Source organism: Ichthyobacterium seriolicida (assembly GCF_002369955.1).
In the GTDB taxonomy this organism is placed as follows: Bacteria; Bacteroidota; Bacteroidia; order Flavobacteriales; family Ichthyobacteriaceae; genus Ichthyobacterium; species Ichthyobacterium seriolicida.
The window spans coordinates 1,101,489-1,126,685 of sequence record NZ_AP014564.1; the positions used below are offsets into that span (position 1 = coordinate 1,101,489).

At 30.7% G+C, this 25,197-nt stretch carries 24 protein-coding genes and 1 other RNA gene; 16 read left to right on the forward strand and 9 right to left on the reverse strand.

The features are described 5' to 3' along the window. Nucleotides 1-135: 135 nt before the first annotated feature. From JBKA6_RS04190 to porT, 4 genes are read left to right on the forward strand one after another with little or no spacing between them, the layout of a single operon-like run. The gene (locus JBKA6_RS04190) at nucleotides 136-3,357 is read left to right on the forward strand and encodes a BamA/TamA family outer membrane protein (protein WP_096686157.1); all 3,222 of its coding nucleotides are present in this window, start codon (nucleotides 136-138) and stop codon (nucleotides 3,355-3,357) included. 36 nt (nucleotides 3,358-3,393) lie between these two features. Beyond that, entirely contained in the window at nucleotides 3,394-3,762 is a 369-nt protein-coding gene (locus tag JBKA6_RS04195; RefSeq protein ID WP_096686159.1) for a sulfite exporter TauE/SafE family protein, read from the forward strand. Between the two features lie 4 nt (nucleotides 3,763-3,766). Further along, nucleotides 3,767-4,492 (forward strand): bifunctional demethylmenaquinone methyltransferase/2-methoxy-6-polyprenyl-1,4-benzoquinol methylase UbiE, encoded by a 726-nt coding sequence (gene ubiE / locus JBKA6_RS04200; protein WP_096686161.1) that lies wholly within the window; start codon nucleotides 3,767-3,769, stop codon nucleotides 4,490-4,492. A 7-nt stretch (nucleotides 4,493-4,499) separates the two neighbouring features. Then, a complete protein-coding gene (gene porT, locus JBKA6_RS04205; RefSeq protein ID WP_231952035.1) occupies nucleotides 4,500-5,249 on the forward strand; it encodes a type IX secretion/gliding motility protein PorT/SprT in 750 nt (249 codons plus the stop codon). A gap of 6 nt (nucleotides 5,250-5,255) precedes the next feature. On the opposite strand, the gene kdsB is transcribed toward porT, so the two are convergent. Then, entirely contained in the window at nucleotides 5,256-5,987 is a 732-nt protein-coding gene (kdsB, locus tag JBKA6_RS04210; protein ID WP_096686165.1) for a 3-deoxy-manno-octulosonate cytidylyltransferase, read from the reverse strand. A 216-nt stretch (nucleotides 5,988-6,203) separates the two neighbouring features. Here kdsB and JBKA6_RS04215 point away from each other — a divergent pair, with 216 nt between their 5' ends. From JBKA6_RS04215 to JBKA6_RS04225, 3 genes are read left to right on the forward strand one after another with little or no spacing between them, the layout of a single operon-like run. Beyond that, nucleotides 6,204-6,761: a 30S ribosomal protein S16 gene (locus tag JBKA6_RS04215; protein WP_096686167.1), complete on the forward strand. Its 558-nt coding sequence runs from the start codon at nucleotides 6,204-6,206 to the stop codon at nucleotides 6,759-6,761. 21 nt (nucleotides 6,762-6,782) lie between these two features. After that, the gene (gene rimM, locus JBKA6_RS04220; protein WP_157776938.1) at nucleotides 6,783-7,340 is read left to right on the forward strand and encodes a ribosome maturation factor RimM; all 558 of its coding nucleotides are present in this window, start codon (nucleotides 6,783-6,785) and stop codon (nucleotides 7,338-7,340) included. Between the two features lie 44 nt (nucleotides 7,341-7,384). Continuing rightward, nucleotides 7,385-7,870: a DUF2480 family protein gene (locus tag JBKA6_RS04225; protein WP_096686171.1), complete on the forward strand. Its 486-nt coding sequence runs from the start codon at nucleotides 7,385-7,387 to the stop codon at nucleotides 7,868-7,870. A 3-nt stretch (nucleotides 7,871-7,873) separates the two neighbouring features. On the opposite strand, the gene JBKA6_RS04230 is transcribed toward JBKA6_RS04225, so the two are convergent. After that, complete coding sequence (locus JBKA6_RS04230) at nucleotides 7,874-10,204, reverse strand: TonB-dependent receptor (protein WP_096686173.1); 2,331 nt, start codon at nucleotides 10,202-10,204, stop codon at nucleotides 7,874-7,876. A 54-nt stretch (nucleotides 10,205-10,258) separates the two neighbouring features. Beyond that, the gene (locus JBKA6_RS04235) at nucleotides 10,259-11,287 is read right to left on the reverse strand and encodes a quinone-dependent dihydroorotate dehydrogenase (protein ID WP_096686175.1); all 1,029 of its coding nucleotides are present in this window, start codon (nucleotides 11,285-11,287) and stop codon (nucleotides 10,259-10,261) included. 114 nt (nucleotides 11,288-11,401) lie between these two features. Between JBKA6_RS04235 and ssrA the strand changes: the two genes are divergently transcribed. The 5 genes from ssrA (at nucleotide 11,402) to JBKA6_RS04260 (ending at nucleotide 16,206) form a co-directional block, all read left to right on the forward strand. After that, nucleotides 11,402-11,804, forward strand: a transfer-messenger RNA (tmRNA) gene (ssrA, locus tag JBKA6_RS04240). 40 nt (nucleotides 11,805-11,844) lie between these two features. Next, a complete protein-coding gene (locus JBKA6_RS04245; RefSeq protein WP_096686177.1) occupies nucleotides 11,845-13,713 on the forward strand; it encodes an OmpA family protein in 1,869 nt (622 codons plus the stop codon). Beyond that, nucleotides 13,710-14,432: a polyprenol monophosphomannose synthase gene (locus tag JBKA6_RS04250; protein ID WP_096686179.1), complete on the forward strand. Its 723-nt coding sequence runs from the start codon at nucleotides 13,710-13,712 to the stop codon at nucleotides 14,430-14,432. Before JBKA6_RS04245 ends, JBKA6_RS04250 begins: the two co-directional genes overlap by 4 nt. Then, entirely contained in the window at nucleotides 14,429-15,766 is a 1,338-nt protein-coding gene (locus JBKA6_RS04255) for a dihydroorotase (RefSeq protein ID WP_096686181.1), read from the forward strand. The genes JBKA6_RS04250 and JBKA6_RS04255 overlap by 4 nt, the downstream gene beginning before the upstream one ends. After that, nucleotides 15,763-16,206, forward strand: coding sequence for a DUF4296 domain-containing protein (locus JBKA6_RS04260; RefSeq protein WP_096686183.1), 444 nt, complete (start codon nucleotides 15,763-15,765; stop codon nucleotides 16,204-16,206). Before JBKA6_RS04255 ends, JBKA6_RS04260 begins: the two co-directional genes overlap by 4 nt. Here the strand turns inward: JBKA6_RS04260 and def are convergent. The 4 genes from def to rpoN are packed head-to-tail and all read right to left on the reverse strand — an operon-like array spanning nucleotide 16,194 to nucleotide 19,050. Next, nucleotides 16,194-16,763, reverse strand: a complete 570-nt coding sequence (def, locus tag JBKA6_RS04265; RefSeq protein WP_096686185.1) for a peptide deformylase — start codon at nucleotides 16,761-16,763, stop codon at nucleotides 16,194-16,196. The genes JBKA6_RS04260 and def overlap by 13 nt on opposite strands. Further along, complete coding sequence (gene ruvX, locus JBKA6_RS04270; protein ID WP_096686187.1) at nucleotides 16,760-17,179, reverse strand: Holliday junction resolvase RuvX; 420 nt, start codon at nucleotides 17,177-17,179, stop codon at nucleotides 16,760-16,762. The genes def and ruvX overlap by 4 nt, the downstream gene beginning before the upstream one ends. Nucleotides 17,180-17,213: 34 nt before the next feature. After that, the gene (locus tag JBKA6_RS04275; protein ID WP_157776939.1) at nucleotides 17,214-17,666 is read right to left on the reverse strand and encodes a YqaA family protein; all 453 of its coding nucleotides are present in this window, start codon (nucleotides 17,664-17,666) and stop codon (nucleotides 17,214-17,216) included. 4 nt (nucleotides 17,667-17,670) lie between these two features. Beyond that, entirely contained in the window at nucleotides 17,671-19,050 is a 1,380-nt protein-coding gene (rpoN, locus tag JBKA6_RS04285) for an RNA polymerase factor sigma-54 (RefSeq protein ID WP_096686194.1), read from the reverse strand. 336 nt (nucleotides 19,051-19,386) lie between these two features. Between rpoN and JBKA6_RS07530 the strand changes: the two genes are divergently transcribed. Further along, nucleotides 19,387-19,539 carry a hypothetical protein gene (locus tag JBKA6_RS07530; protein WP_157776940.1) on the forward strand — a complete coding sequence of 51 codons (153 nt, stop codon included), beginning with the start codon at nucleotides 19,387-19,389 and terminating at the stop codon, nucleotides 19,537-19,539. 34 nt (nucleotides 19,540-19,573) lie between these two features. On the opposite strand, the gene JBKA6_RS04290 is transcribed toward JBKA6_RS07530, so the two are convergent. After that, on the reverse strand, nucleotides 19,574-20,818 hold the full coding sequence (locus tag JBKA6_RS04290; protein WP_096686196.1) for a C10 family peptidase: 1,245 nt from the start codon (nucleotides 20,816-20,818) through the stop codon (nucleotides 19,574-19,576). Between the two features lie 108 nt (nucleotides 20,819-20,926). On the opposite strand from JBKA6_RS04290, the gene JBKA6_RS04295 reads away from it, so the two are divergent. Next, entirely contained in the window at nucleotides 20,927-21,682 is a 756-nt protein-coding gene (locus JBKA6_RS04295; protein ID WP_096686198.1) for a hypothetical protein, read from the forward strand. Between the two features lie 220 nt (nucleotides 21,683-21,902). On the opposite strand, the gene JBKA6_RS04300 is transcribed toward JBKA6_RS04295, so the two are convergent. Further along, the gene (locus tag JBKA6_RS04300) at nucleotides 21,903-22,211 is read right to left on the reverse strand and encodes a hypothetical protein (protein WP_096686200.1); all 309 of its coding nucleotides are present in this window, start codon (nucleotides 22,209-22,211) and stop codon (nucleotides 21,903-21,905) included. 926 nt (nucleotides 22,212-23,137) lie between these two features. Here JBKA6_RS04300 and JBKA6_RS04305 point away from each other — a divergent pair. Beyond that, nucleotides 23,138-23,500, forward strand: a complete 363-nt coding sequence (locus JBKA6_RS04305; protein ID WP_157776941.1) for an RDD family protein — start codon at nucleotides 23,138-23,140, stop codon at nucleotides 23,498-23,500. A 785-nt stretch (nucleotides 23,501-24,285) separates the two neighbouring features. Continuing rightward, entirely contained in the window at nucleotides 24,286-25,149 is an 864-nt protein-coding gene (locus tag JBKA6_RS04310; RefSeq protein WP_096686204.1) for an MBL fold metallo-hydrolase, read from the forward strand. The last annotated feature ends 48 nt before the right edge of the window (nucleotides 25,150-25,197 follow it).

Genomic DNA, 25,197 nt, shown 5'->3' on the forward strand with positions numbered 1-25,197 from the left:
TTTTAGTATAGAGATTAGTTAATTAATTTTCATTTCTATTTGCTATAAACCTATAGAATATCTTTTTTTTGGTCCAGTTCTTTTTATATGAGGAAATAATCGTTCTTTATGCTATGTTTAGGAATTTAGGAAAGAATGAAACAAAAAAAATACCTATTTTATTTTACATTTTTTTTAATACTTAGCAATTTAAGTGTAAGAGCTCAGTTTTATTACGGCAATCAGCAGCAATATGGCAAAAGTGTAGTAGTCTACAAGGGTTTCGAATGGAATTTTTATAGATATGATCCATATGATGTGTATTACTATATCAAATCTAAAAAGATTGCTGAATATATACTACATTCTCTTCCAAGAGAGATGAAGAGGTTAGACAGTATCTTCGATATAGAATTTGACCAACGAATAAAAATTATATGCTTTAAATCTATGGAAGATTTAAAGCAGAGCAATCTAAATGATAATGCTCAAGACAGTTTTGATACATCAGGCACATTGAGTGTAGATTACGATAAACTTTTTGTTTATGGAGTCGGTGATAAAAAAGGTTTAGATATACAGTTTAGGCAAATCATGGCCAGGATGTATATAACCTATCTTCTCAACGGCAATAAGCTGATGACAAACATTAAAAATACTGATGATGCATTCGGTAAGATCACTCCTTGGTTTATTGATGGATTAAGTGCATTTATAGCTAATCGAGATTCTCCAGATTTTAACGATAAAATAAGAGATGGGATTAAATACGATTATCTACAAAGTTTGAGTTATCACAATGATGATGTAAATATTTCTTTTGGTTATTCAATTTGGAAATACGTAAGTGAAAAATATGGCCATGAAATAATATCTGATTTAATATATCTATGTACTATTTCAAAAGACACAAGAAAAGGATTTGAGATAGCTTTGGGAATTACCTATGAAAACTTCTTAAAAGAATGGAGAAATTTCTATTTAGAAAAATTTGACATAAAGAGCATAGAAGAAGAAAAAGAGAAACTACGAGATATAATTGTAGACAGCGGTGTAGAAGATAAGATATTTAATATTAGTTATTCTAGTATTTCCAATACAATAGCATACACCACTCATGATAGGGGTGAATACAGCATAAATATATTAGATTTAGAAACCAAGAAAAAAATAAAAACATTTGAAGGGGGATATAAGATATCTCGAAACGAAGACACTAGTTTTCCTATTATCTCATTGAATCCACAAGGAACTCAACTTTGTTTTTATACCGAGAGGGAAAATATGTTATACATAAACATATACGATATAGAGTCAGATGAGATATTCCAAAAGAATATAGCGCAATTCGAAAAAATAAATGACATCTCTTATAATGGTAAAGGCGATAAGATTGTATTGTCAGCTACGGTAGAAGGGTATTCAGATATATACGTATATACTCCTAGCCTTAACGTAGTCGAAAAAATAACAAAAGACAGCTATGAAGATCATAATCCCATTTTTGTTAATGGAGATAAATACATTGTGTTTTCATCTAACAGACTCACAGATACTATAAAATTTTCCAATGAATACAGACTAGGAGGAGATAAGTATAAATTATTTTTATACGATTATGAGAACAAGTCTCCAGTATTAAAAAAGATAACTCATGATCGAGATACTGAAGATAAAACTTTGCAGAGTATAGGGAAAGACTTCATATATAGTCGTGTAGAATCAGATAGTATAATCAGAAAACGAGTTGAAATAGACAATGTAATAAGTCATATAGATACAGTTATACACTATAAACTTCAATTCAAGCAACAGAATGTTGACCATATAGATAACGACAATACTAACAGCACACTGCAGATAGATGCAAAAAACAATACTCTATCTCAGGTTATTATAGATGATAACGAATATAAAGTACAAATAACAAAGGATTATGTAATAAATAAAAATAATGATTTAGATATAATAGAACAAACCGATGAGGAAGTTGACACTTCAAATGAGGACCTATCTCCCAATGTAGAAACAAAAAAATATCCTGTAGATATATACAATTACACCTTTGAAAATGATGTCTTGGAGAGTTTTGGAATTAAAAATTACGATCATAAAATAATGGTAGAAGAGAAGAGTGGAAATGATATTATATTAAGGAGTGAACGACATATGATAAACAGAAGGTTTTATGACATCTTATTTTTCCCTACAGGCATAAAATTAAAGTTAGATCCCTTTGAGAATATAGATTATCAGATTTATACAGGAGGGCCAGTCACATTGAGATCTGGATCAAATGTATTGTTCAATATAGAATTAAAAGATATTTTTGAAGACTATATACTTTCGGGAAGATTTAAAGTACAACCCTCTTGGGTCCCAGGTTTTTCAATATTGCCTAACAATCAAGTTAAATTGCAATTAGATGATAGAAATGGAAGATGGAATAAAAGTTACACAATATACAGGACAGGAGCATACAATGTCAATGATGTGATTCATACGAATATAATTACTAAAGGAGTAAAATATGGATTGACATACCCTTTTGATCCTATTAGGAAAATTAGTATGGAGTTAGGTTATAGGAATGATAAACTGGTTCTATTATCAACTGAAAGAAGGACTTTAAAGGAAAAAATAAAATACAAAAATTACATTTCTTCGACCGTGTCGTATGTTTATGATAATTCTAGAAAAATAGGATTGAACTTAGAGGACGGCTTAAAGTATAAGGTATTTATAACTGCTAATTTTAATATGGATGAATCTGGCGGTTTTATGGTCAATGTAGGTCTAGATGCTAGATATTATCATAAAATACACAGAAATCTAATATGGGCAAATAGATTAGCTTTTGGATCTTCTTTGACCAAATTGAGGCTCATACATTATTTGGGAGGTACTGACAATGAATTTAGTCCTGATTACAATCGCAATATTCCTGTATCTAAAAAAGAGAATTACGCCTTTCAAACTCTGATGACTAACATGAGAGGCTTTAAACAAAATGTCAGAAACGGTAATAACGTGATGTTATTTAACACTGAATTTAGATGGCCTATCTTTCAATATTTCTATAAATCACCTATCTCTTGGCAGATTGTAAAACACTTTCAAATAGTACCTTTTTTTGATATTGGTAGTGCTTGGAATGGACTATTACCTCTTCAGGATGAAGAACTTAAATACGAGACGGTTAAACGTAAATTAACAACAATAAAAATGAACAGACTATTGTCACCTATAGTGTACGCATACGGCATAGGTATACGAACACAAATATTTGGATATTTTTTAAGAATAGACTATGCTATCGGAGTAGATACATATGAAGAAAACAGACGACTTCATTTTTCTTTAAACTTTGACTTTTAAAAAAAATAATATGATTACTATTTTATGTTTTGAGCAATGGATATGATCACTGTTTTGTTATTAGTATTTGTAGGTATTTGTGCCGGAGTATTAAGTGGTTTGACAGGAGTAGGTGGAGGAATCATAATGATACCGTTACTAATTTTGTTTTTCGGTGTTTCTCAGTTTAAGGCACAGGGAATTTCTCTTGCAGCCATGTTACCTCCCATAGGTATTATGGCAGTTATAAATTATTACAAACAAGGGATGGTAGAGGTAAAATTTGCCGTAGTAATATCTATTGCATTTGTAATAGGAGCTTTTTTAGGGTCTAAAATAGCTTTGTCTTTAAATCAGAGAACTGTAAAAATTATTTTTGGTGCCCTCTTGGTATTCTGTGGGCTAAAAACAATATTAAACAAATAGTAAAGTGTGTAAAGAGATAAAACCTTACGATAATACTTCTTCCAAGAAAAAACAGATAGAGATTATGTTTGACAACATATCTCATCGATATGATTTTTTGAATCATTTTCTTTCAGCTGGAATAGATAGGAGATGGAGAGATAAAGTAGTGGACATAGTAAAAACTCATAACCCTAAAAATATTTTAGATATAGCCACTGGAACGGGTGATTTAGCGATATCTCTTTCATCTACAAGTGCCCAAGAAATCATAGGATTAGACATATCTAAGGGAATGCTGAAAATAGCAAGAGACAAAGTCTCTAAAAAAAAACTTGAAAAAAAAATAAGTTTTATACAAGGCGATTCTGAGCAATTGCCTTTTGGTGATAATACTTTCGACGTTATAACAGTGGCTTTTGGAGTTCGTAATTTTGAGAATATCCAAAAGGGAATGCAAGAGATATACAGAGTATTAAAACCAAAGGGATTACTAGTAGTATTAGAGTTATCTCAACCTAGTAGATTTCCTGTAAGGCAGATATATAATTTTTATTTTAAATATATTTTGCCTTTCATAGGAAAAATTGTTTCAAAGGACAATTCGGCATATCAGTATTTGCCAGAATCGGTAGAAGCTTTTTCCCATGGAAATAAATATGTTAATATCTTATCGGAATGTTTATTCCAAAATATAAAAATCAAACCCTTAAGTCTTGGGATAGCCTCTATATACACGGCTGTTAGATAATTTAATCGTGAAAAAATATCTGTATTTAGTCCTATTAATACTGAGTGGATTTTTCACATCTGTGGCACAGAGAAAGACTCCTCAGAATATGCCTTATTTTGATTTTCAAACATATCATTTTGGGTATTATTTAGGATTAAATTATTACGATTTTAAGATAGTTCCAAGTGAAGATGATCTAAGTGAAAGTGGACGTATACAGATAGAAACAGATCCGACTATAGGGTTTGATATAGGGCTACTTATAGATTATCGTCTACATGAATTTTTAAACCTGAGGTTGGAGCCTGGGGTCTCTTACACGCAAAAAGGATTTAAATACGATAAAGAGATATTGATAAAATACGCAAAGTTAAATACTAATGTGAAAAGTACAGATGACACTTCTAGACAAGTAGGTTTAGTTTTTTTAAATATTCCATTAATATTAAAATTTAGCAGTTTTAGAATAAATAATTTTAGACCTTATATCACTTGTGGAATTTCATATACTCATAATTTTATATCTGGTGAAAATTCACTACACGATAATTTTGACAATGTATTTAGAGTGAAAGCTAAAGACCTCAAGTACGAATTTGGTTTTGGAGTAGATTTTTATATGCCATATTTTAAATTTTCCCTTATTACAAAGGGAATTTTTGGAATTTTTGACAGTTTAGTTAAAGACAATCCTCAGAAGGGAAGAAGCCCTTGGACAGACCCTATAGAGTCTCTTCACACTAGAGCTTGGAAGGTAATTTTAGTATTCGAATAACATCTGTTATTTCTTTTTTAGAAATTCTCTAGCTCTTTGTAATTGTTCGGGAGTATCTATTCCTAATCCTATATTTGAGACTTCTATCATCTTTATTTTTCTTTTGTGTTCTATATAACGAATAGCTTCTATTTCTTCGGACGCCTCATTATCTCTAATAGGTAGTTTGGCAAAATCTAGGAGAGCTTTTTTTCTAAAAGCATATACACCTATGTGTTTGTAATAATTAGCATTGTAATCTCCCTTAGCATAAGGGATGGGATGTCTTGAAAAATATATTGCAAAATCATCTTTATCTGTAATCACTTTAACATTATTAGGATTATTTATATCCTCTGTGCAAGACATTTTTTTCATAAGAGATGATAAGTCTATTTCCTCTGTAATATCTTTTTTTAAAACACTTACCACTTTTTTGAGTGACTCTCTATCTATAAAGGGCTCATCTCCTTGCACATTTACTATTATGTCTGCATCTATATCTTTTGCGGCTTCTGCTATTCTATCTGTTCCACATTTATGTATGTTATTGCTGATATGAGCACTCCAGCCATTTTTTTTTATTTCATCAAATATTATTTCACTATCTGTGACTACTATTACTTCATCGAATATATTGGCTTTGTGTACAGCCTCACAGGTTCTAGTTATAACTGTTTTGCCTTGGAGGTCTTCCATTAATTTTCCAGGAAAACGACTTGATTCATAACGAGCTGGAATCATTGCTATTAACTTCATATTTGGTATGAATTATAACTTATAATCAATTAATCACAGCACAAAAGTAAAGTCCTTGCAAATACAGTATAAATATTTTTTGTAGTTGATAAAGTTTCAATTGTATATTTTAAAAAAAGCACTAATTTTGGGCTCCCCAATGAGATTTTCAATGATGAAAATCTGGGGAGTTGTTTTATATTGATACGGGATCGAGAATCCTAATAAATATTGTTTATGCCAGTAAAAATAAGATTGCAGAGACACGGTAAAAAAGGGAAGCCGTTCTATTACATAGTCGCTATGGATTCTAGATCAAAGAGAGATGGTCGTTTTATAGAAAAGTTAGGGACTTATGATCCAAACACTAATCCAGCCAGCATCACTTTGAGTGTTGAAAATTCTGTTAAATGGTTAGAAAATGGCGCTCAACCTACAGATACTGCAAGGTCCATACTTTCACGCAAAGGTGTTCTTTTAAAGAAGCATCTAAATGGAGGGGTACTAAAAGGGGCTCTAACACAAGAGCAAGCAGAAGTCAAATTCCAAGCGTGGGTGGATGAAAAAGAGCTAAAGAGTTCTAATAAAAAGGATGAATTACTAAAGGCAAGAGATAAAGAAAGAGAAGATAGGATAGCCAAAGAGAAAGAAAAAGCAGAGGAACAAAAGGCTAAGAGAAATGCTGCTCCTCAAGAGGAGACAGCAGAGTCACAAGAGCCTAATTCTGAACAAGACTCTCAAAACTCACAAGAGACTTCTGAAGACTCAAAAGAAGAAGAAAATAAAGAAGGGTAAGATTATAAGTAATATTTGCTAGTGCAAAGAAACTTTATAAATAATTCTTTTCGACCTGAAGAATGCTTCGTCTTGGGCTGTATAATAAAAAAGTATAGCTTCAAAGGCGAGGTCATCATTTCTTTAAATAGTGTAAATCCCAAAAAATTAAAAGATATAGAATCAGTATTCGTTTCTAAGTCCCGAATGCTGATTCCTTTTTTTATTGAGTATTATCGCATTATATCTGATTCTCTAATACGTGTAAAATTCACAGATATAAACGATGATGTAAGTGTGTTGGAAATACTAAAATCAGATGTGTACTTGCCCTTGAGTCTGTTGCCATCTTTAAGAGAAGAAACAGTTAGTTATAAAGACCTTATAGAATTTAGAGTTATAGATGAGGTTTTTGGTGATATAGGTGTTTTAAAAGAGGTAAATGATTCTAGTCCACAAATGTTTTTAGATGTAGATTTTAATGGAAAAGACATATTGATCCCAGTTCATGAGGATATAGTAAAAGATGTGGATTATGTAAAAAGACAAATAATGGTCAAATGTCCAGGGGGACTTATAGATTTTTATTTAAATAATTAGTCTATTTTCAAATAATTTATAATTTCATCAGAGGTTAAAAATAGATGATAAACAAGGTGAGCAATATCAAAACTCTAACTATAGATTTAGGTGATTTCTATCCTAAAGGTGAAAGGGTTACTTTGGATATCAAGTGTTTTTTGCAGGAGGAAATTCTATTGAAAGAAAAATTATTCAGAATAGAATTAGAAAAATATAATTGGGAAATATTCAAAAATAAATATGTAGCTATTCATTGTTCTTCAGATACTATACTGCCTTCTTGGACTATGATGTTGATATGTGCTAAGCTCTCTCCTATGGCCTTAAAAGTGGTTAAAGGGGATTTGGTCGATTTAGAAAATGTCATATATCAAAATATTATAGATAATATAGATTTAAATCCCTTTAAGAATAAAAGGGTAATTATAAATCGATGTAGTAAGGTAATGATTCCAGAGAATGCATATTTACATCTCGTACAAAAGTTGAGAACTGTTACAACTAAAATAATGTACGGAGAGATTTGTTCTGCAGTGCCTTTGTATTAAATATTAAAAATAGATTTTGTAACTCAGAATAGGGATAAGTCCTAACTGTAAGAAATTTGTTTTATTTATATTATTTAGTTCGTCTATGTAGTAATGGACTTCTCGGACATTTCTTATGTTAAACACATTTTGAATATCTATGCCAAGTTCATGAGAAGTATTTTGAGTATTTAGTTTGTACAAAAATTTGAGGTCTAATCTTTTGTAATCTGGATTTTTGTCAAAAAGTGGATGCAGTATCACTTCTTTATCTCTTTTTTCTAATACATTGTGTCTATTGCCACCTGCGTATTTCACTTTCATATTAAACCCCAATACATGTTGATTATTATCTCCAAAGGTCCACTCTATTCCAGATATAGTATTTAGCATGAATACGCCAGCCCATTTGGTGCGCCTATACACTTTGTCTGATCCTGCATATTTAGAATCATATAAACTTCCTGTAAACAGCATATAATAATCTAAGGCTTCACCTGTAAGAGTTTTCTCAATTGTAACCTCTAGGCCATAATTAGTTCCAGTGCCCAAATTTTTTAATTTTTCACTGGGTACAAAGGATGAAAAATCACTGCCTGAATTCAAGTAAGAATAAGAGGAGGGAAATTTAGTAACAGGAATATTGTATAAATCTTGAAAGTATATTTCAGAAGAAAAAATCCAATTTTCATAGAATTTATTTGAATAGCCTACAATAAAGTGATTGGCTTTAACTAAATCCAATGATTTATTTTCCTCATTATTTGTTTCATATAAAAAGTTGAGAGCTACCAATTGACTGTGTTTACCATATCCGATATTTAAGGTTTGATCGTTTACGATTTCAAAAACTACATTAACACGAGGTTCTAAGCTATAACTATCATTTAATTCAAAATACTGAAAATGTATACCAGAATTTACTACCGTATTTGGAATACTTCTATTTTTATATTCTACATATGAGCTGATTTTTCTAAAATCATCTATTTTTTTTATATGGAGTTCATCATTTTTTAGGTGTTTTTTGCCTATTGCTTCCTCTAAACTTTTACTGTGATAGTTTACATTTATAAAGTTAACTCCTGAACCTAGTTTTAACAAATGCCATTTAGAATACTTATATATTAGCTGATAGTTAATGATATTTAGATATTCTTTAGAGTTACTAGTTTTTATTTTAACTTTTTGTTTTTCTTTGTTTTCACCAACTTTTTTGTAGGATAGAGCATATGATAGTTTATGTCTTATGGCATCGTTGAAGAAGTATTTGTATGTTATAGCTCCTACTCCTAATTCTGAATTAAAATCTATATCGTATTTTTTTGATATTTCTCTATTGTTTGGGTCTCCTTTAGTTTTCATTTTTGAATATCCATAAAGTCCCCATGTCTCTATCTTGGAGTTTTCTCCTATAGGGAGATCTGTTTTAAACATAGCGTCAGTATACCTGGGAGTGCCAGAATATCCAAAATCGACTATGTATTCAATGCCAGAAAAATCTGCATAGCGAGCACTAGCTATATAAGAACCATTATAATCTTCGTGATACGGACCTTCTGCTCCTAGTTCTAGCCCAGACATAGATATTTGACCAGTCCATTCTCTTTTAGTGTTATTTCCATGACGTAATTGTATGTCGAATAATCCCGCAAAAGCGTTGCCGTAATTAGAGGGAAAAGCGCTAGAGTAAAAATTAGATTTGTCTAACATATTGTTATTCAACATGGGGACAGCTCCTCCTGTAGTCCCCATCGAAGAAAAGTGATTAGGACTGTGTATTTCTATATCTTCTACCCTCCACGCTATTCCCAAAGGAGAATTGCCTCTAACTATTATATCATTCCTTTCATCACTACTTTGATTAACGCCTGCGTAATTAGAAACCATCCTGGCTGGATCGCCTACAGAACCTGCGAATAGATTGCTTTTTTTGTATGATATCTCTTTAGGATTAACAGCCTTTAACTTGTCTACTTCCATCTCTTCACCTCTTTTTGTCTCTAAGACTATCTCATCTAAAATTGTGAGATCTTCTTTCATCTCTACATCCAAAACCAATTCTTTAGCTGAATATAAGTACAGATTATTCAACACGTATGATTTATATCCCAAATAACTAAAACTAATATCTACCCTGCCTATTAAAACATTATCAACTGCAAAATATCCGTTTTCATCAGTTATACCTCCATATCTTTCGCCGTCACTTTCTATGAGTATATTCACCCCTTGTAATGGGATTTTAACATCGTTGTCTACTACTTTACCTCGAATACTTTGGGTTAATTTTTGAGAAAAAACATTAATAGTTACCGATAATGAAAGAAATACCAGAAATAAAAACCTATTCATAATATTTTGCTTATAAATCAATCTAAGACAAATTAATACTTTTTTTAAAACCTTTTAGAGTCTATTTTTATGTATCTCTTTTTTTATTTCTTTTACAAGAGAAATGCCATTGTATATAAGTCCAGTATATATCTGGACGAGGCTGGCTCCAGCTTTTATCTTTTCAAGAGCATCTTTGGGAGAGTGAATTCCTCCAACGCCTATAATGTAGAATCTATTATCAGATTTAGAATGTAGATATTTTATAACTTCCGTAGATCTATCTCTCAGTGGTATACCGCTCAAGCCGCCTGGGCCTATTTCATCTATAACGTCTTTATCTTCTTTTAAAGAATCCCTAGAAATGGTAGTATTGGTAGCTATAATGCCAGAAATTTTTGTGTCTGTAACTATCTCTACAATATCGTCTAATTGCTCTTTTGTCAAATCTGGTGATATTTTTAAAAGTATAGGCCTCTTTTTAATGTTTATCTCTTGAAGGGATGTAAGTATTTTTTTTAACGGTTCCTTGTCTTGTAATAATCTCAGATTAGGAGTATTAGGCGAACTTATATTTATGGTGAAGTAATCTACTACATCTTCCAAACTCTTAAAAGCTAAGATATAATCATTTACAGCTTCTTCATTTGGGGTGTCTTTATTCTTGCCTATGTTTCCGCCTATTATAATGTTATTATTTCTTTTTTTTAATCTTTTTATGGCATTTTCAATTCCTTTGTTGTTAAAGCCCATTCTATTTATTATTCCCTTGTCTTTTTTCAGACGAAAGATCCTAGGTTTATCATTGCCTTTTTGCGGTCTAGGGGTGATAGTTCCCACTTCTATAAATCCAAATCCTAAAAGAGATAGTTCTTCAAAGAGTTCAGCATCTTTATCGAATCCCGCAGCGAGTCCGACCTTATTTTTGAATTTCAACCCAAAAACCTCAGATTCGGAATTATAGTTTTCCGACAAATACCTCTTTTTGAAGATATACCTAATAAATGAGAATTTAAAAGATACTTTGATGATAAAAAAGACAATGCGATGTATAGATTCTGGTGAAAAGATAAAAAAAATGGGCAGTATTATTTTTTTATACATATTTTGAATTCAGGGTTATTAAATTTTAATATTTCTAGTAAGAGAAATTCGACGAATTTAATAAAAAACGATTAACTTTGTCTGACTTACTTGAATAGGTATGACTTTTATTTTGGGGTCGACTGGATTTGACGGTAGGATGATTGATATTGTAAGCACGTCGAGCTTTGTAATGTGGCTCGTTAATACTATGTTTCATATTTTTTAAATGGCGAAACTAATTACGCTCTTGCTGCTTAATACCTGAATTATAGTACGGTAAAGCTCATTTTACAAGTTGTAAAAGGCGAGATGTCTCTGAAAAACTTTGTTCGACAGTATTTCATATAGAGGCACCATATAGTTTGAACTAGGAATAAATAATTGCTTTGGTGTTTAGTCCGAATTTTAAAAGCTAAGTTGTAATTTTAGATGTTTGTATCTCTTTTTACAATCGAAAATTTAAAACAAAATAAGCGTGTAGAAAGCAGTATGAACACTTATTCGCACGGGAGTTCGAATCTCCCCGACTCCACAATATTTTAGTTATTTTCTTCTCTCTAAATATTAGTTTGAAAATGCCAAGAGTACTGGCTCGTGTATTTGTATTGTTTTCTTGTATTACTATTTGTCTTGCTCAAACTGCAAATGAACTCAAATCAAAAGCGTTGAGTAGTTTTAAATCAAAGAATGATAAAGCAGCTATTTACTATGTGACTAAAGTTATAAAAGCAGATAAAAATGACAGAGGGGCTTATATATTAAGAGGTGATATATTCAGAGGTGTAAAACAATCACAAAAGGCTATAGAAGATTATCAAGATGCCTTAAAAATCAAAGATTCTCATGATGTATATTACAAATTAGCACTGGCATTTTTTGACTCTTCCCAATACATCCAAGCTAAGGATACTTTTGAAAAATATTTGAGTGTAGCTCCCAACAATGTAAAGATCAGAAATAAGGTAGATAACTATTTGAAATCCTGTGATTTTGCTATAGAAGAAAAAAATAATCAAAAGGATTTTAAGCTTAGAAATTTAGAAGATATTAATACTCAACACTCTGAATATCATCCAGTTATTTCAATAGATAATAAACAACTCATATATACCATAGCCAAAAAGAAAAATGGAATTTTTCAAGAAGATTTCTATATGAGTAAAAAGATAGATGATAAATGGCAGGTGGGTGTTCCTCTATCAAAAAATTTAAACACTTTAAATAATGAAGGGGCTCATTGTATTTCAGCAGATGGGAAGTATCTATTTTTTACTGGATGCAATAAAATAGATGGATATGGAAGCTGTGATTTATACCTCAGTGTTAAAACTAAAGGCGGATGGTCTAAACCCAGTAATTTGGGAATGGTCATAAATACTAAGTATTGGGAAGGACATCCTAGTATTTCTTCCGATGGAAAGACTCTTTATTTCTCATCGAGCAGACCTGGTGGACAAGGGCAAAGAGATATTTGGTCAAGTGTCTTTGATGGAAATAGTTGGGCAGAACCTAAGAATATAAAGGAATTGAATTCTTCTGGAGATGAGACGGCTCCATTTATTCACATAGATGATCAGACTTTATATTTTTCTTCAGACGGTTGGGTAGGCATGGGAAGAAGTGATTTTTTTATGTCTAAAAAAGACGATGATAATGTGTTTAAAACACCCAAAAATTTAGGTTTTTCTATAAATTCCCCTTATGACGAGTACAGCCTGGTAATAGGAAATGATGGAGTCACTGGTTATCTCTCCTCTGATTTTTTATCAAACAATAAAGGAGAGATGGATATATATGAATTTACTCTTCCACAAGAGTATACAGCCAAAAAAATGGGATACCTAAAAGGTACTATATCAAGTGAAAATATGCATACATTAGAGGATGTGCAGATATCTATCTCTAATCTAGATGATAATAATCCTGTAAATAATATTTCATTTGCTGAGGATGATGGAAACTATCTAGCAATTCTGCCTTCTGATAAAAGATACGGATTACAGGTTATGGCTAAAGATCATCTAATACATTCTGAGACCTTTGATTTTATGCTTGACACAATTGTAGAGGTAGAGAAAAATATCGAATTAAAATTATTAGAGAAGGGCAATAGCATTTTGTTGAATAATATTTATTTCGACACTAATAAATGGGATTTGAAAGAGAGTTCTATTACAGAACTAAACAAGGCAACACATTTTTTGAATATAAATCCTGAGATAAAAGTAGAGATAATAGGGCATACAGATAGTGTAGGTAATGATCGAGATAACTTATTACTGTCAGAGAGAAGAGCAGAAAGCGTTTATCTAGAACTGATAAAAAAAGGCATAGATAAAGTTAGATTAACTCATAAAGGCTTTGGTGCCCAAAAGCCTATCTCTGACAATCAAACAGAAAGAGGTAGAAAACAAAACAGAAGAATAGAATTGAAAATTAGATGAGCCTAGCGCTTGTAATCATACCCACCTATAATGAAAGAGAAAATATAGCTTATATAATCGAGGCTGTGTTCTCTTTGGATAAGAGTTATCACATACTAGTGGTAGATGATAATTCAAAAGATGGAACTATAGATATTGTAAGAGATATCCAACACACACATCATGAGAGACTGTTTCTAAAAATTCGCAGAGAAAAAATGGGACTTGGCACAGCCTATATAGAAGGATTTAAATGGGCTCTCAACAGAGAATATGATTATATTTTCGAGATGGATGCAGATTTTTCTCACAATCCTAAAGACTTAGATAAATTATATAATGCTTGTCTATGTGGAGCAGATTTAGCCATAGGGTCTAGGTATGTTAGAGGTATAAACGTAGTTAATTGGCCTCTTAGAAGGGTACTATTATCTTATTTTGCTTCTATGTATGTACAGTTCATTATGAGAATGCCAATAAAAGATCCCACATCTGGTTTTGTCTGTTATAGAAGGGCGGCTTTAGAAAAAATAGATTTAGATAGAGTAAAGTTCATAGGTTATGCCTTTCAAATAGAGATGAAATTCAAGGTGTGGTTAGAGAAATTTAAAATAGAGGAGAAATCTATAATATTTACAGACAGAGAAAGAGGAAGCTCTAAAATGAGCACTTCAATAATAAATGAGGCTATTTTTGGAATCGTCTTATTGAAGATAAAAAGTCTATTTAGAAGAAAATGAGATTATTAATTAAAAACGCCTATGTAGTAAATGAAGGTACCATATCTATAAAAGAAATATTAATAGAGGGATCTCATATAGAAAAAATTGGAAGAGATATTGTCGTTGGTGACGACACTGATATATTAGACGCCAAGGGCAAGTATTTATTGCCTGGAGTCATAGATGATCAGGTACATTTTAGAGATCCTGGATTGACTCACAAAGCAGATATATATACCGAATCTAAGGCGGGAATAGCTGGAGGTGTCACCTCTTTTATAGAAATGCCAAACACTATCCCTCAGACTACCACTATAGATCTCATAGAGGAAAAAGTCGGTATCGCACAGAGGAATTCTTGGAGTAATTATTCTTTTATGTTGGGAGCTACCAATTTCAATATAGAGGAAATAGAAAAAATAGATCCGAATAAAATACCTGGGCTAAAGATATTCATGGGTTCCTCAACTGGTAATATGTTAGTTGATGATTACTCCATTCTAAAAAACATTTTCTCAAAGGCAAAATGTCTTATAGTCGTACACTGTGAAGACGAACAAACCATAAAAGAGAATACCAAAAAATATGTAGAAAAATATGGAGAGGACATCCCTATAAGTTTTCATCCGCATATAAGGAGCGAAGAATCTTGCTATATATCTTCATCAAAAGCCATAGAGATAGCAAAAGAAACTGGGGCTAGATTACACATTTTCCATATCTCTACTGCAAGAGAAACAGATTTATTTAGAAACGATATTCCTCTAAAGGACAAAAATATAACCTCTGAAGTATGTGTGCATCATTTGTATTTCAATGAAAATGACTATGAAAAAAGAGGAACACACATAAAGTGGAATCCTGCCATAAAAACTAAAAGAGATCAAGAGGCATTGTGGAGAGCTCTCTTAGAGGATAAAATAGATATTATAGCCACTGATCACGCTCCACATACTCTAGAAGAAAAAAATAATAGTTATTTGAAAGCTCCTTCAGGAGGCCCTTTAATTCAACATGCATTACAAATAATGTTAGAGGCTTGTTTAAAAAAGGAAATAACTTTGGAGAAGGTCGTAGAAAAAATGTGCCATAATCCCGCTATACTTTATAAAATAGAAAAAAGAGGTTTTATAAGGGAGGGTTATTTTGCGGATTTGGTGTTAGTAGATTTAGACTCTTTGTATACAGTGGATAAGAGTAATATTCTATATAAGTGCGGTTGGTCTCCCCTTGAAGGAGATACTTTTAGATCTAGTATTTATAGCACTATAGTCAATGGAAAAATTGTTTATGCCAATGGGGTTTTTCACGAAGAGAACAAGTCTCCTATGCGGTTAATTTTTAACAGATGAAAAATATAATTATCCTGCTTTTGATGAGTTGTTTCATCTCTTGTGAAGATGAAAATACACCTGTTTCTAATAATATCTTATCAGAAGATCAATTTGTGTCATTTTTATTAGACATGTCTCTATTAGAAGGTGTCACAGGGCTGAACTTAGCAAATAAACCACAGAATAATGATACTGAGGAACTTTCTAAGTTATTTATAAAAGATTATGAATATATGGATCTGGTTTATAAAAAACACAAGGTTACAGATAGTATCATAAAGGAAACTATATCTTTTTACAGCAAAGACTTAGAACTGTACAAAAATATTTACAAAAAGGTATTAGACAGTTTAAAAGTACTGAAAGTCAATTTAGAGATGGAAGCTAAAAATAAGAAAAGATCTCTGCCATCAAATTTGATGGCACCAAATTTAAGGAGTCCTTTTTACTTTTTATGAAAGGTCATCTTATAGGGAGGGCTTATTTTTCCATTCATTATTCTATTTAGACTGCCTTTTAGCAGTCGTCTCTTCAACGGAGATAATTTATCTATAAATAATATTCCTTCTATATGATCGTATTCGTGTTGGATAATCCTAGCTAATAATCCAGTATATACTTTTTTTTGTTTTTCTAAATTTAAATTGTAATACTCTATTTCTAGACTGTCTTTTCTGTATACTTTTTCAACTATATCGGGAATGCTTAAACACCCTTCATCAAAGGCCCATTCATCTCCGTACTCCTTTGTAATAACTGGATTTATAAATATTTCTTTGAAGTTTTTTAGTAAATCGTAATCTTTATCTCCCTCTTGAGCAAAGAGGGATGAATCCACTATAAACACTCTTTCTGATTTGCCTATTTGTGGGGCAGCCAATCCTACACCTTGTGCGCAAGACAAAGTGTCGAACATATCTTCAACTAGCTTTTTTATATATACTAAATCCAGTTCTACCTCCTTGGCTTTTTCTCTTAAAACAGAATTTCCATATGCGACAATAGGGAGTATCATAAGCTGTTCTTTCTATTTAAATATGATTGTAATATCAAAGTAGCACTGATTTTATCTATTAAAGATTTGTTTCTTCTTTTCATTTTCTTTACTCCGCATTCTATGATGGTGTCAAAGGCCATTTTAGAGGTAAATCTCTCATCTATCTTCTCTATGGGGATGTCGGGGAAATAAGATTTTAATTTAAGGCAAAACTCATCTACTGATTTACTCATAATAGAATTAGAATAATCTAAATGAACTGGATTGCCGACCACAAACAGACAGACCTTTTCATGTGTCAAGTACTTTTTTATGAAGCTAAACACTTGATTTGTATCGACTGTTGTCAACGCCGATGCAATCATTTGAAGATTATCTGTAATTGCTATTCCTACTCTTTTTTTTCCGTAATCGATAGCTAAGACCCTACTCATTTAATAATTATTAGATATCTAAGAGATTATGACATTAACCTATAATATCAGATGTATACATCTGCTCGACTTTTACAGTTAAAAATGCCCATAGCAGATAACGTAAAAATTTACCTATAAACATATATAAAGCAGTTTTTTTAACAGAAATTTTTAGAAATCCCAAACTTACACATATAATACTTCCTATAATTGGCAGCCAAGATATAAATGCCATCAGAGTCAATATTCCTCTGTATTTATTGACGAACGAAATTATTCTATTTTCAGATATTCTAAACCATTTATTTATCCATTCCCACTTTGCAAAATAGCCAAGTGTATAACCTGTCATTCCTCCCATGGTATTTGCTATAGATGATATTATCAAAGGGATAAAAAAATCATCTGGATTTTTAATTAAAAAGGCACTTAATATAATTTCAGAGGAAAATGGAAATACCGACCCCGCCAGCAAGCAACTTAAAAACAGCACAAAATATTCCATCGTTTTAAATAGTTTTTCTCAGACGAGCTATGGGAATTTCTAATTGTTCTCTGTATTTTGCGATGGTTCTTCTAGCGATATTTATACCTTTTTCTTTTAGGAGTAAGGCTAATTTGTCATCTGTGATAGGCTTTTTTTTATCTTCCTGGTCTATTATGTTTGAGAGTATGTCTTTTACTTGTTTGACAGAAATGTCTTTGCCTTCGGTATTTTTAATCCCATCGGTGAAAAATCTACTCAATAGAATAATTCCATATGGAGTCATGGCGTATTTGCTGCGAACAACACGAGAGACAGTAGATATATTCATTCCTATCTCATCTGCTATATCCTTTTGTCTCATGGGTTTTAGATGTGAATAATCCCCTGTGAGCAAATAGTCTTTTTGGTATTCTACTATTGTATTCATTACCTTCATGAGTGTTTGCTGACGTTGTTTTATATTATCTATAAAGTGCTTGGCAGTATTTAGCTTGTGCTTGATAAACTGTGCTGCTTTGGTATATTTCTTCGATCCAGTTTCTTTGTAAGTCTGTAATACATCTATATAAGATGGAGATATTATCAATTCTGGATATTTCATATTTAATTTTACCTCTATGTTGTTATCTTCTATATCTATGATAAAATCAGGGGTTATATCTTCGTTAAAATCCATATCTGAGGCGTACTCTCCACTGGGTTTGGGATTTAGTTTTTCTATTTCCGATATGGAGTTTTTAAGATCTTCTTTGGAGATATTTTCTCTGTCTAAAATCTTATCGTAGTGTTTCTTTACAAATGCGTCATAGTGTTTCTCTAATAATGCTATAGCTAGATCTATACTGTCATTTCTATTTTTCCTTTTTAATTGAATTAAAAGGCACTCTCTGAGAGAAGTGGCTCCTACACCTGGAGGGTCCAATTGTTGAACCAATTTCAATACTTCTCTTATTTTTTTTTCAGTTAAGACAATATTTTCTGAAAACTCTATATCGTCTATTATGTCTAATAAGTCTCTGCGTATATATCCGTTACTTCCTATGTTTCCTATTAAGAAATCTGCAATTAACCTGGTTTGATCATCTATTTTAAAGGTGTGTATCTGTTTTTTTAAACCTTCTATAAAGCTCTCTTTGGATATATAAGGCAATTGTTTATTGTCAGAATCACGGTTGTTGTTAATCTTGTATTTATATCTGGGAGTATCATCTTCTAAATATTTATCTATTTCTAGATCATCTTCCCTATCATTTAACTCTAAAACAGGATTTTCCTCTATTTCTTTTTCAAGAGAATGCATAAAAGATAGGCTGTCCATTTCTAACATATTCATGAGTTGAATCTGTTTCTTGGAGATCTTTTGTGTCAGGCCTTGCTTTTGTTGTAACTCTTGTTTTGGCATATAGAATAAAAAATCATTACTGCGAATATCTCATTGTTTTGTGTGAAAATATCGCTCAATTAAAAAGTAATGAAAGCACAAAATTATGATAATAAGTGATAACCTGTGTTGGATTAATAATTTGGGCAAATTGTTTAAATCAAGAGTATTTGAACGATTTTAATTAGTAATTTTTATTACCTTCTAAATCCCAAAATAAAGATTTGCTATTTCAGCAGGTTTTTATTCGATTTGGTTTAAGTGAAATTTTAAAAAAAATAAAATTATGAAATACAAATCTTTTATAACAAAGAGTATTGTTACTCTTTGTGAGTATCTCTCCTTTATTTACTTCTTGTGATAAAGATCAAGAAGTTACGTTATGAAACACCTAGTTACAATCTAAAAAAGTTTATCTCCAAATGGAATTTAAGTGCAGATAAACCAATAGTATTACATATTTATGATGGAGGAAAATATGACTTCACTGTAGATTGGGGAGATGTATAGAAAAGCAAAATTAGTGGTGTTTTTAATTCCCTTTTTAAAAAGGGAATCTAGGTTTTGTTATTAATGTTTTTCTTAAATAATTAAACCTTGCATTACCTATTTTCCAATCAGTAAAATGAGTCCAACTTCTTGATCTATATCCCCATCCCCAATTCATGTGAAAAAAAAGTTCTCCGCCATTATTATGAGAGTAACCGTCACAAACCCAAGCGTGTCCATCTCCATAGGTATAACGAGTAAACCAACTAGCAGGATTCTGCCAAGAAGAACGCTTAATTTTCCTTGTACCATATGCATATACAATGACAGGACGTCTTCTGTCAAGAGAAGTTATAATATTGTCAGTATGTCTAGCATAGTTATTACTATTATAGTCGTAAGATTCAACATCAATTTCCATATCTCCAAATAGTTCTACGGATTTTTCTGGATGACCTCCAGTTTCGTTAAAACCATAGTTAGCACCTATATAGTAACCTATCATATGTAGAAACTTACGAGTAGCTTCAGTTCCTCGTCCAAGTTTCATTGCACTGAAATTAGGGTAATGAGCCAAATGATTTCTCTTTGTGTAAATTGTTTTAGGAGCATTAGGATTATTATGATAATAATAGAAAATTACTTGTCCTATAGCTATGGGAACACACCCAACTGTCATTTCTCGATTATTTATCATAACGTAAAAATCTAGAAATTTATTTTGACTCCAATAAGTTTTTAGTAAAGGATTTACTCTGCCTCTGTTTACAGGATCTTTAGCAGAGTGTATATCAAGCATTTTTTTTTGTTTGTAAGGATTGGATTTTAAATACTTATCCTGAGCTATTTTGCCTTCTGCAAAAGAGTTTATGTAATTAATAAGACCAGGGTTTACGTTATTGGGGTTAAATTTATTTTCAGAATAAAATAAAACAGGAGGTACTTTATTTATATTCAAATCCAAATAACTAGTTAGGAAATAACCATTTTTTTTGAGACAAACTAGCTTTAATAACGGTTCGTGTTCAGTTAATCTAAAGTCGTAAATAGTATCAATATCAGACATCCTAAGAGTATTACTTAACACATTAGAATTACGGGAATAGGTTGCAGTATTTGAATTCTCAGAACTATATTGTAAGAAAGTAGTATTATTTAAATATTTTAAAGCATCGGATACTTTGTTTATATCCTGAATATTTTTATTCGATAAGTCAGGAGTGTCTAAATGGTCTTTATTACAACTGAAGAAAATAAAAAGGACAAAATAAAAAATTAAGTTATTTTTGTAGTTCCACATGATTATGTTTTTAATACATTAAACGAAGATAGTAGATATTAGCGTTTCCCAAATGTATATAAAATGAAAGACTTTACAAAATTTACATGTATTTTATTCACAATTTTTATGATTATCATTTTTATAAAAAGTTGCGCGAATAGTAATGATGAAAGGCCAATAGGAGAAGGTGTAAGGCAGCCACAATATTTTTATGATTTAGATTTTATACTACTAAACCTGGATTTCAATAAAGACGATATTTTGAGAGTAGAGATAAAAGCTGTGGATGAAATAAAAACAATTGGATCTTTTCTTTATTTAAGTAATAATGTGGGCACATGTTACAAAAATAGACTACACATAATGTTTCTACCTCATAATAATTTTTCATCAAAAAAAGATAACGATAATTTTATAGAAAATACAAACACTATAGTAAAAGGTAAATTTATTGAGGTAAATAATGAAATTGGCCGTCTTTTATGGGGGGTGTTTACGAATAATAATAACAGCTATAATAGTAAATATGACGATCCAAATTGGGATTTTTATGATGGATATAAAGGAAAGGAGAACCGAAAATTAAGGGGTGTTAAAAGAACCTTTAATCTAAAAGTATTTAAAAATGATTCTTTTGTTATTTTCGATAAAAACTTTACAGTAAAAACAGAAAAAAACTTAGAAAAGAAAATAGAGTATTTAGAAACAGAAATATTTGAAATGGAAGGAATGAGTAATAAGATTTATCTTGATGGTAAAGTATGGAGAAATTCAGGTAAAAATTTAAGGGATTACTTTAACGAAAATCCAGAAGATATAGGTAAGATTTTTAGAATTGATGACGTTCAAACTAGATCTTTGATATATCTACATAGGTTATAATGATCTATGGTTTATTTAAACTATTTTTTCTCAAAAGTAGCGGCTATTATTATTTTATTCTAAAGTGTTAAGAATTATCCCTTAAAATGCGTTTTAGGTTATAATTAAAGTATAATATTCACTCCCTTCATGACATTTTTTTTCGCAAAACTCAAAATTTTCACGTCAAACCTAGATTATTCATAGTCATATTAAAATAGATTAGACGTGATATTTTTCCTTAATTTTTTTTGTTAATCGAAAATAATCCTTCTTCTTTGTCATTTTTTTTTGCATCATTTTTTAGCATGTAAATGCTCTTTTTTGGTGTTTTTACATGTTTTTTTAACGACAGAACGTAAATATCCCAAGGTTGTTCATTTTTATCTAATTCAAAACTTGTTTTCTCTATCTTCTGTTTGAGTAACAAAAACACTTCATAGATAAGACTACTTATTATTATAAGTCCAAAAAAAATTAGCAAAAAAACTATGATTTGACAAATGGTCAGAGAAACACATATTTTTAACTTCTTTAATTCTATTTTCACTTAAATCACTTCTTTTAATCTGGATTATTCATAGTGATATGAATTTCTCAAGTTAAAAATATTATTTTAGTTAAAAATATTGTTTTATCCAGTATTTCTGAGTAATTATCAATCTAACTCAGGTTATAAATAATGTATTTTTATTTCTCATTTTTGGGGAATATCTAAAGTGGTCTAGATTTAGTTAAACCCCTTTAAAATTAACACCTCATATCAAATATTGGAATATAACCATGAATAATCTGGGTTAAAATAAAAGCAGTCTCTTTTTTTAGGATAAATATTTGCCAAATTCAGGTTTATAATTTCTTCATTTAACCCAGATTATTCATAGTCATATTAAAATAGATTAGACGTGATATTTTTCCTTAATTTTTTTTGTTAATCGAAAATAATCCTTCTTCTTTGTCATTTTTTTTGCATCATTTTTTAGCGTGTAAATGCTCTTTTTTGGTGTTTTTGCATGTTTTTTTTAACGACAGAACGTAAATATCCCAAGGTTGTTCATTTTTATCTAATTCAAAACTTGTTTTCTCTATCTTCTGTTTGAGTAACAAAAACACTTCATAGACAAGACTACTTATTAACCTGAGTTTGATTAATAAATCACTCGAACCCTTTGATTTTACTAGGATTTAAGGAAATGCCTCTTTAGTTTTTGGCTCTTTTGTGTGTTTATGAGACGATTTATGGAAATTTAACAATTTTTGCGAAAAAAAACACTCGATTTATCACAAATGCGAGTCTCTTTAATCCCAGTTAACTCAAGGCTTTTGATTGTTTTAATTAAACAAATTATAAATCTAACTCAGGTTACTATTATAGTTAAAGGTATGATTAGAACGTATATAATTTCTAGATGCACTATTTTTTTTATCAAGTTAAATTTATATATTGCAACCAACTGTAATCAAAATATTTATAATATGAAATTATCAAATCAAATTCTTATTAAAAGGGAACTAAATAAAAAGCGTTACATATCTATAGCTATAGATAATCTACTAATATCACAGATATTATTTATAGGAGTAAGTGAATTAGAAATATCTAAATCTTTTTTAACTGGAATAACACTTTTTTGCTTATACTACACATTTTCGGAATATATTTTTGGTAAAACCATAGGCAAATATATAACTGGTCTAAAGACAGTAAATTCCCAAAACAAAGAGATAACTTTTAAAGAGTCTTGTAAGAGACAATTAGGAAGGATATTATCGATATTTTTCTTAGGCACTAAAGGTTTTTTTTATTGCGATAAATACTCTAATACAAAAGTTGTATAATTATATTTTTTTTCAATTTTCTGCAAGTTTTTTTAGTATACCAATAATGTAACCTTTTGGGTTATTAGTTGTTATAATTTTATCATCTAGCACTTTTAGGTAGTGTATTACATCGTATAGTTTGTGAACTTTTTTGAGTAATTCTTTATGTGATTTTAATTATTTATCAGTAAACCCATATTTCTCTTTGAGAGTAATAATGATACTTGCAGGAAGTATACATCTTAAAGATGTCTCTTTCAGAATATTTTTTTTTCTTCCTAGCTGTTTTCAGTTTTATGAATATCAATATCGAATCCAGTTACCTTTCTTCTCTTCCACATTTGATAGTATATAATCAAAAACTAAATCTGTTATATTTGAAGCGTTTAAGTGTCTCTTAGCTTTATCTAGAACCCTTCGTCTTAATCTGGATTATTCATAGTCATATGACTTTTTCAGGTTAAATCTATTATTTTTATCCAGTATTTCTGAGTAATTATCAATCTAACTCAGGTTATAAATAATGTATTTTTATTCCTCATTTTTGGGGAATATCTAAAGTGGTCTAGATTTAGTTAAACCCCTTTAAAATTAACACCTCATATCAAATATTGGAATATAGCCATGAATAATCTGGGTTAAAATAAAAGCAGTCTCTTTTTTTAGGATAAATATTTGTCAAACTCAGGTTTATAATTTTCTCATTTAAGGACTTATATGAGTTTTATATAAATACTAATTTAACTCAGACTAGTATTTTTATTTAAGTTTGTCCCAAAAGTTTATCTGTCAATAAATAAATAATGAGGGTTTATTCTGTAAATGCTGGGATATTCAAACTAGATGGAGGCGCTATGTTTGGAGTCGTGCCAAAAGTGATATGGAGAAATATATTCTCCTCTGACAAAAATAATATGATAGATCTCTCTATGAGATGTATGCTTATAGAAGATGGAAATAGGTTGATTCTCGTAGATACGGGAATGGGAGATAAGCAATCTGATAAATTTTTTGGTCATTATTCCTTTTTTCATGGAAATAGTGTTTTAGACGAATCATTAAAGAGTCTAGGTTTTGATAAAGATGATATCACAGACGTGATATTGACCCATTTACACTTTGACCATTGTGGAGGAGTCATAAAGTGGAACAGAGATAAGACATTTTTGGAGCCTGCTTTCAGAAACGCTAAAATATGGAGTAATGCCAGACATTGGGAATGGGCTACCAATCCTAATTCTAGAGAAAAAGCATCTTTTTTAAAAGAAAATATAAGTCCTATAAAAGATAGTGGACAACTCAATTTTTTTCCAGATACCTCTGATATATTTGTGGAAAAAACTCCAATAGATAACGTTTCTCTTTGGGTGGTTAATGGTCATACAGAGTCTCAGATATTACCGCAGATAAACTACAAGGGCAAGACAATAGTCTTTTGTGGAGACTTAATTCCTACAGTGGGACACATAGGTATACCATACGTAATGAGTTACGACACAAGACCTCTTTTGAGCATGGAGGAAAAAAAGATATTCTTAGACAAAGCAGTGGAAAACGACTATGTATTGTTTTTACAACACGATGCAGTAAACGAACTTTGCACTCTACAAAGAGGAGAGAAAGGAGTAGAAAAAAAAGGGACTTTTGCTTTTGAAGAACTATTTTAAAACCCTGAATTTGATTTTCAAAATCAATTTGAATAGTTTATAAGAATA

What these genes read in the sequence shown, in the direction of transcription:
- JBKA6_RS04190 (WP_096686157.1), top strand. Translation starts at nt 136, where the DNA reads ATGAAACAAAAAAAATACCTATTTTATTTTACATTTTTTTTAATACTT.
- JBKA6_RS04195 (WP_096686159.1), top strand. Translation starts at nt 3,394, where the DNA reads ATGGATATGATCACTGTTTTGTTATTAGTATTTGTAGGTATTTGTGCC.
- kdsB (WP_096686165.1), bottom strand. Translation starts at nt 5,987, where the DNA reads ATGAAGTTAATAGCAATGATTCCAGCTCGTTATGAATCAAGTCGTTTT.
- JBKA6_RS04215 (WP_096686167.1), top strand. Translation starts at nt 6,204, where the DNA reads ATGCCAGTAAAAATAAGATTGCAGAGACACGGTAAAAAAGGGAAGCCG.
- JBKA6_RS04225 (WP_096686171.1), top strand. Translation starts at nt 7,385, where the DNA reads ATGATAAACAAGGTGAGCAATATCAAAACTCTAACTATAGATTTAGGT.
- JBKA6_RS04230 (WP_096686173.1), bottom strand. Translation starts at nt 10,204, where the DNA reads ATGAATAGGTTTTTATTTCTGGTATTTCTTTCATTATCGGTAACTATT.
- JBKA6_RS04235 (WP_096686175.1), bottom strand. Translation starts at nt 11,287, where the DNA reads ATGTATAAAAAAATAATACTGCCCATTTTTTTTATCTTTTCACCAGAA.
- JBKA6_RS04245 (WP_096686177.1), top strand. Translation starts at nt 11,845, where the DNA reads ATGCCAAGAGTACTGGCTCGTGTATTTGTATTGTTTTCTTGTATTACT.
- JBKA6_RS04250 (WP_096686179.1), top strand. Translation starts at nt 13,710, where the DNA reads ATGAGCCTAGCGCTTGTAATCATACCCACCTATAATGAAAGAGAAAAT.
- JBKA6_RS04255 (WP_096686181.1), top strand. Translation starts at nt 14,429, where the DNA reads ATGAGATTATTAATTAAAAACGCCTATGTAGTAAATGAAGGTACCATA.
- JBKA6_RS04260 (WP_096686183.1), top strand. Translation starts at nt 15,763, where the DNA reads ATGAAAAATATAATTATCCTGCTTTTGATGAGTTGTTTCATCTCTTGT.
- def (WP_096686185.1), bottom strand. Translation starts at nt 16,763, where the DNA reads ATGATACTCCCTATTGTCGCATATGGAAATTCTGTTTTAAGAGAAAAA.
- ruvX (WP_096686187.1), bottom strand. Translation starts at nt 17,179, where the DNA reads ATGAGTAGGGTCTTAGCTATCGATTACGGAAAAAAAAGAGTAGGAATA.
- JBKA6_RS04275 (WP_157776939.1), bottom strand. Translation starts at nt 17,666, where the DNA reads ATGGAATATTTTGTGCTGTTTTTAAGTTGCTTGCTGGCGGGGTCGGTA.
- rpoN (WP_096686194.1), bottom strand. Translation starts at nt 19,050, where the DNA reads ATGCCAAAACAAGAGTTACAACAAAAGCAAGGCCTGACACAAAAGATC.
- JBKA6_RS04290 (WP_096686196.1), bottom strand. Translation starts at nt 20,818, where the DNA reads ATGTGGAACTACAAAAATAACTTAATTTTTTATTTTGTCCTTTTTATT.
- JBKA6_RS04295 (WP_096686198.1), top strand. Translation starts at nt 20,927, where the DNA reads ATGATTATCATTTTTATAAAAAGTTGCGCGAATAGTAATGATGAAAGG.
- JBKA6_RS04305 (WP_157776941.1), top strand. Translation starts at nt 23,138, where the DNA reads ATGAAATTATCAAATCAAATTCTTATTAAAAGGGAACTAAATAAAAAG.
- JBKA6_RS04310 (WP_096686204.1), top strand. Translation starts at nt 24,286, where the DNA reads ATGAGGGTTTATTCTGTAAATGCTGGGATATTCAAACTAGATGGAGGC.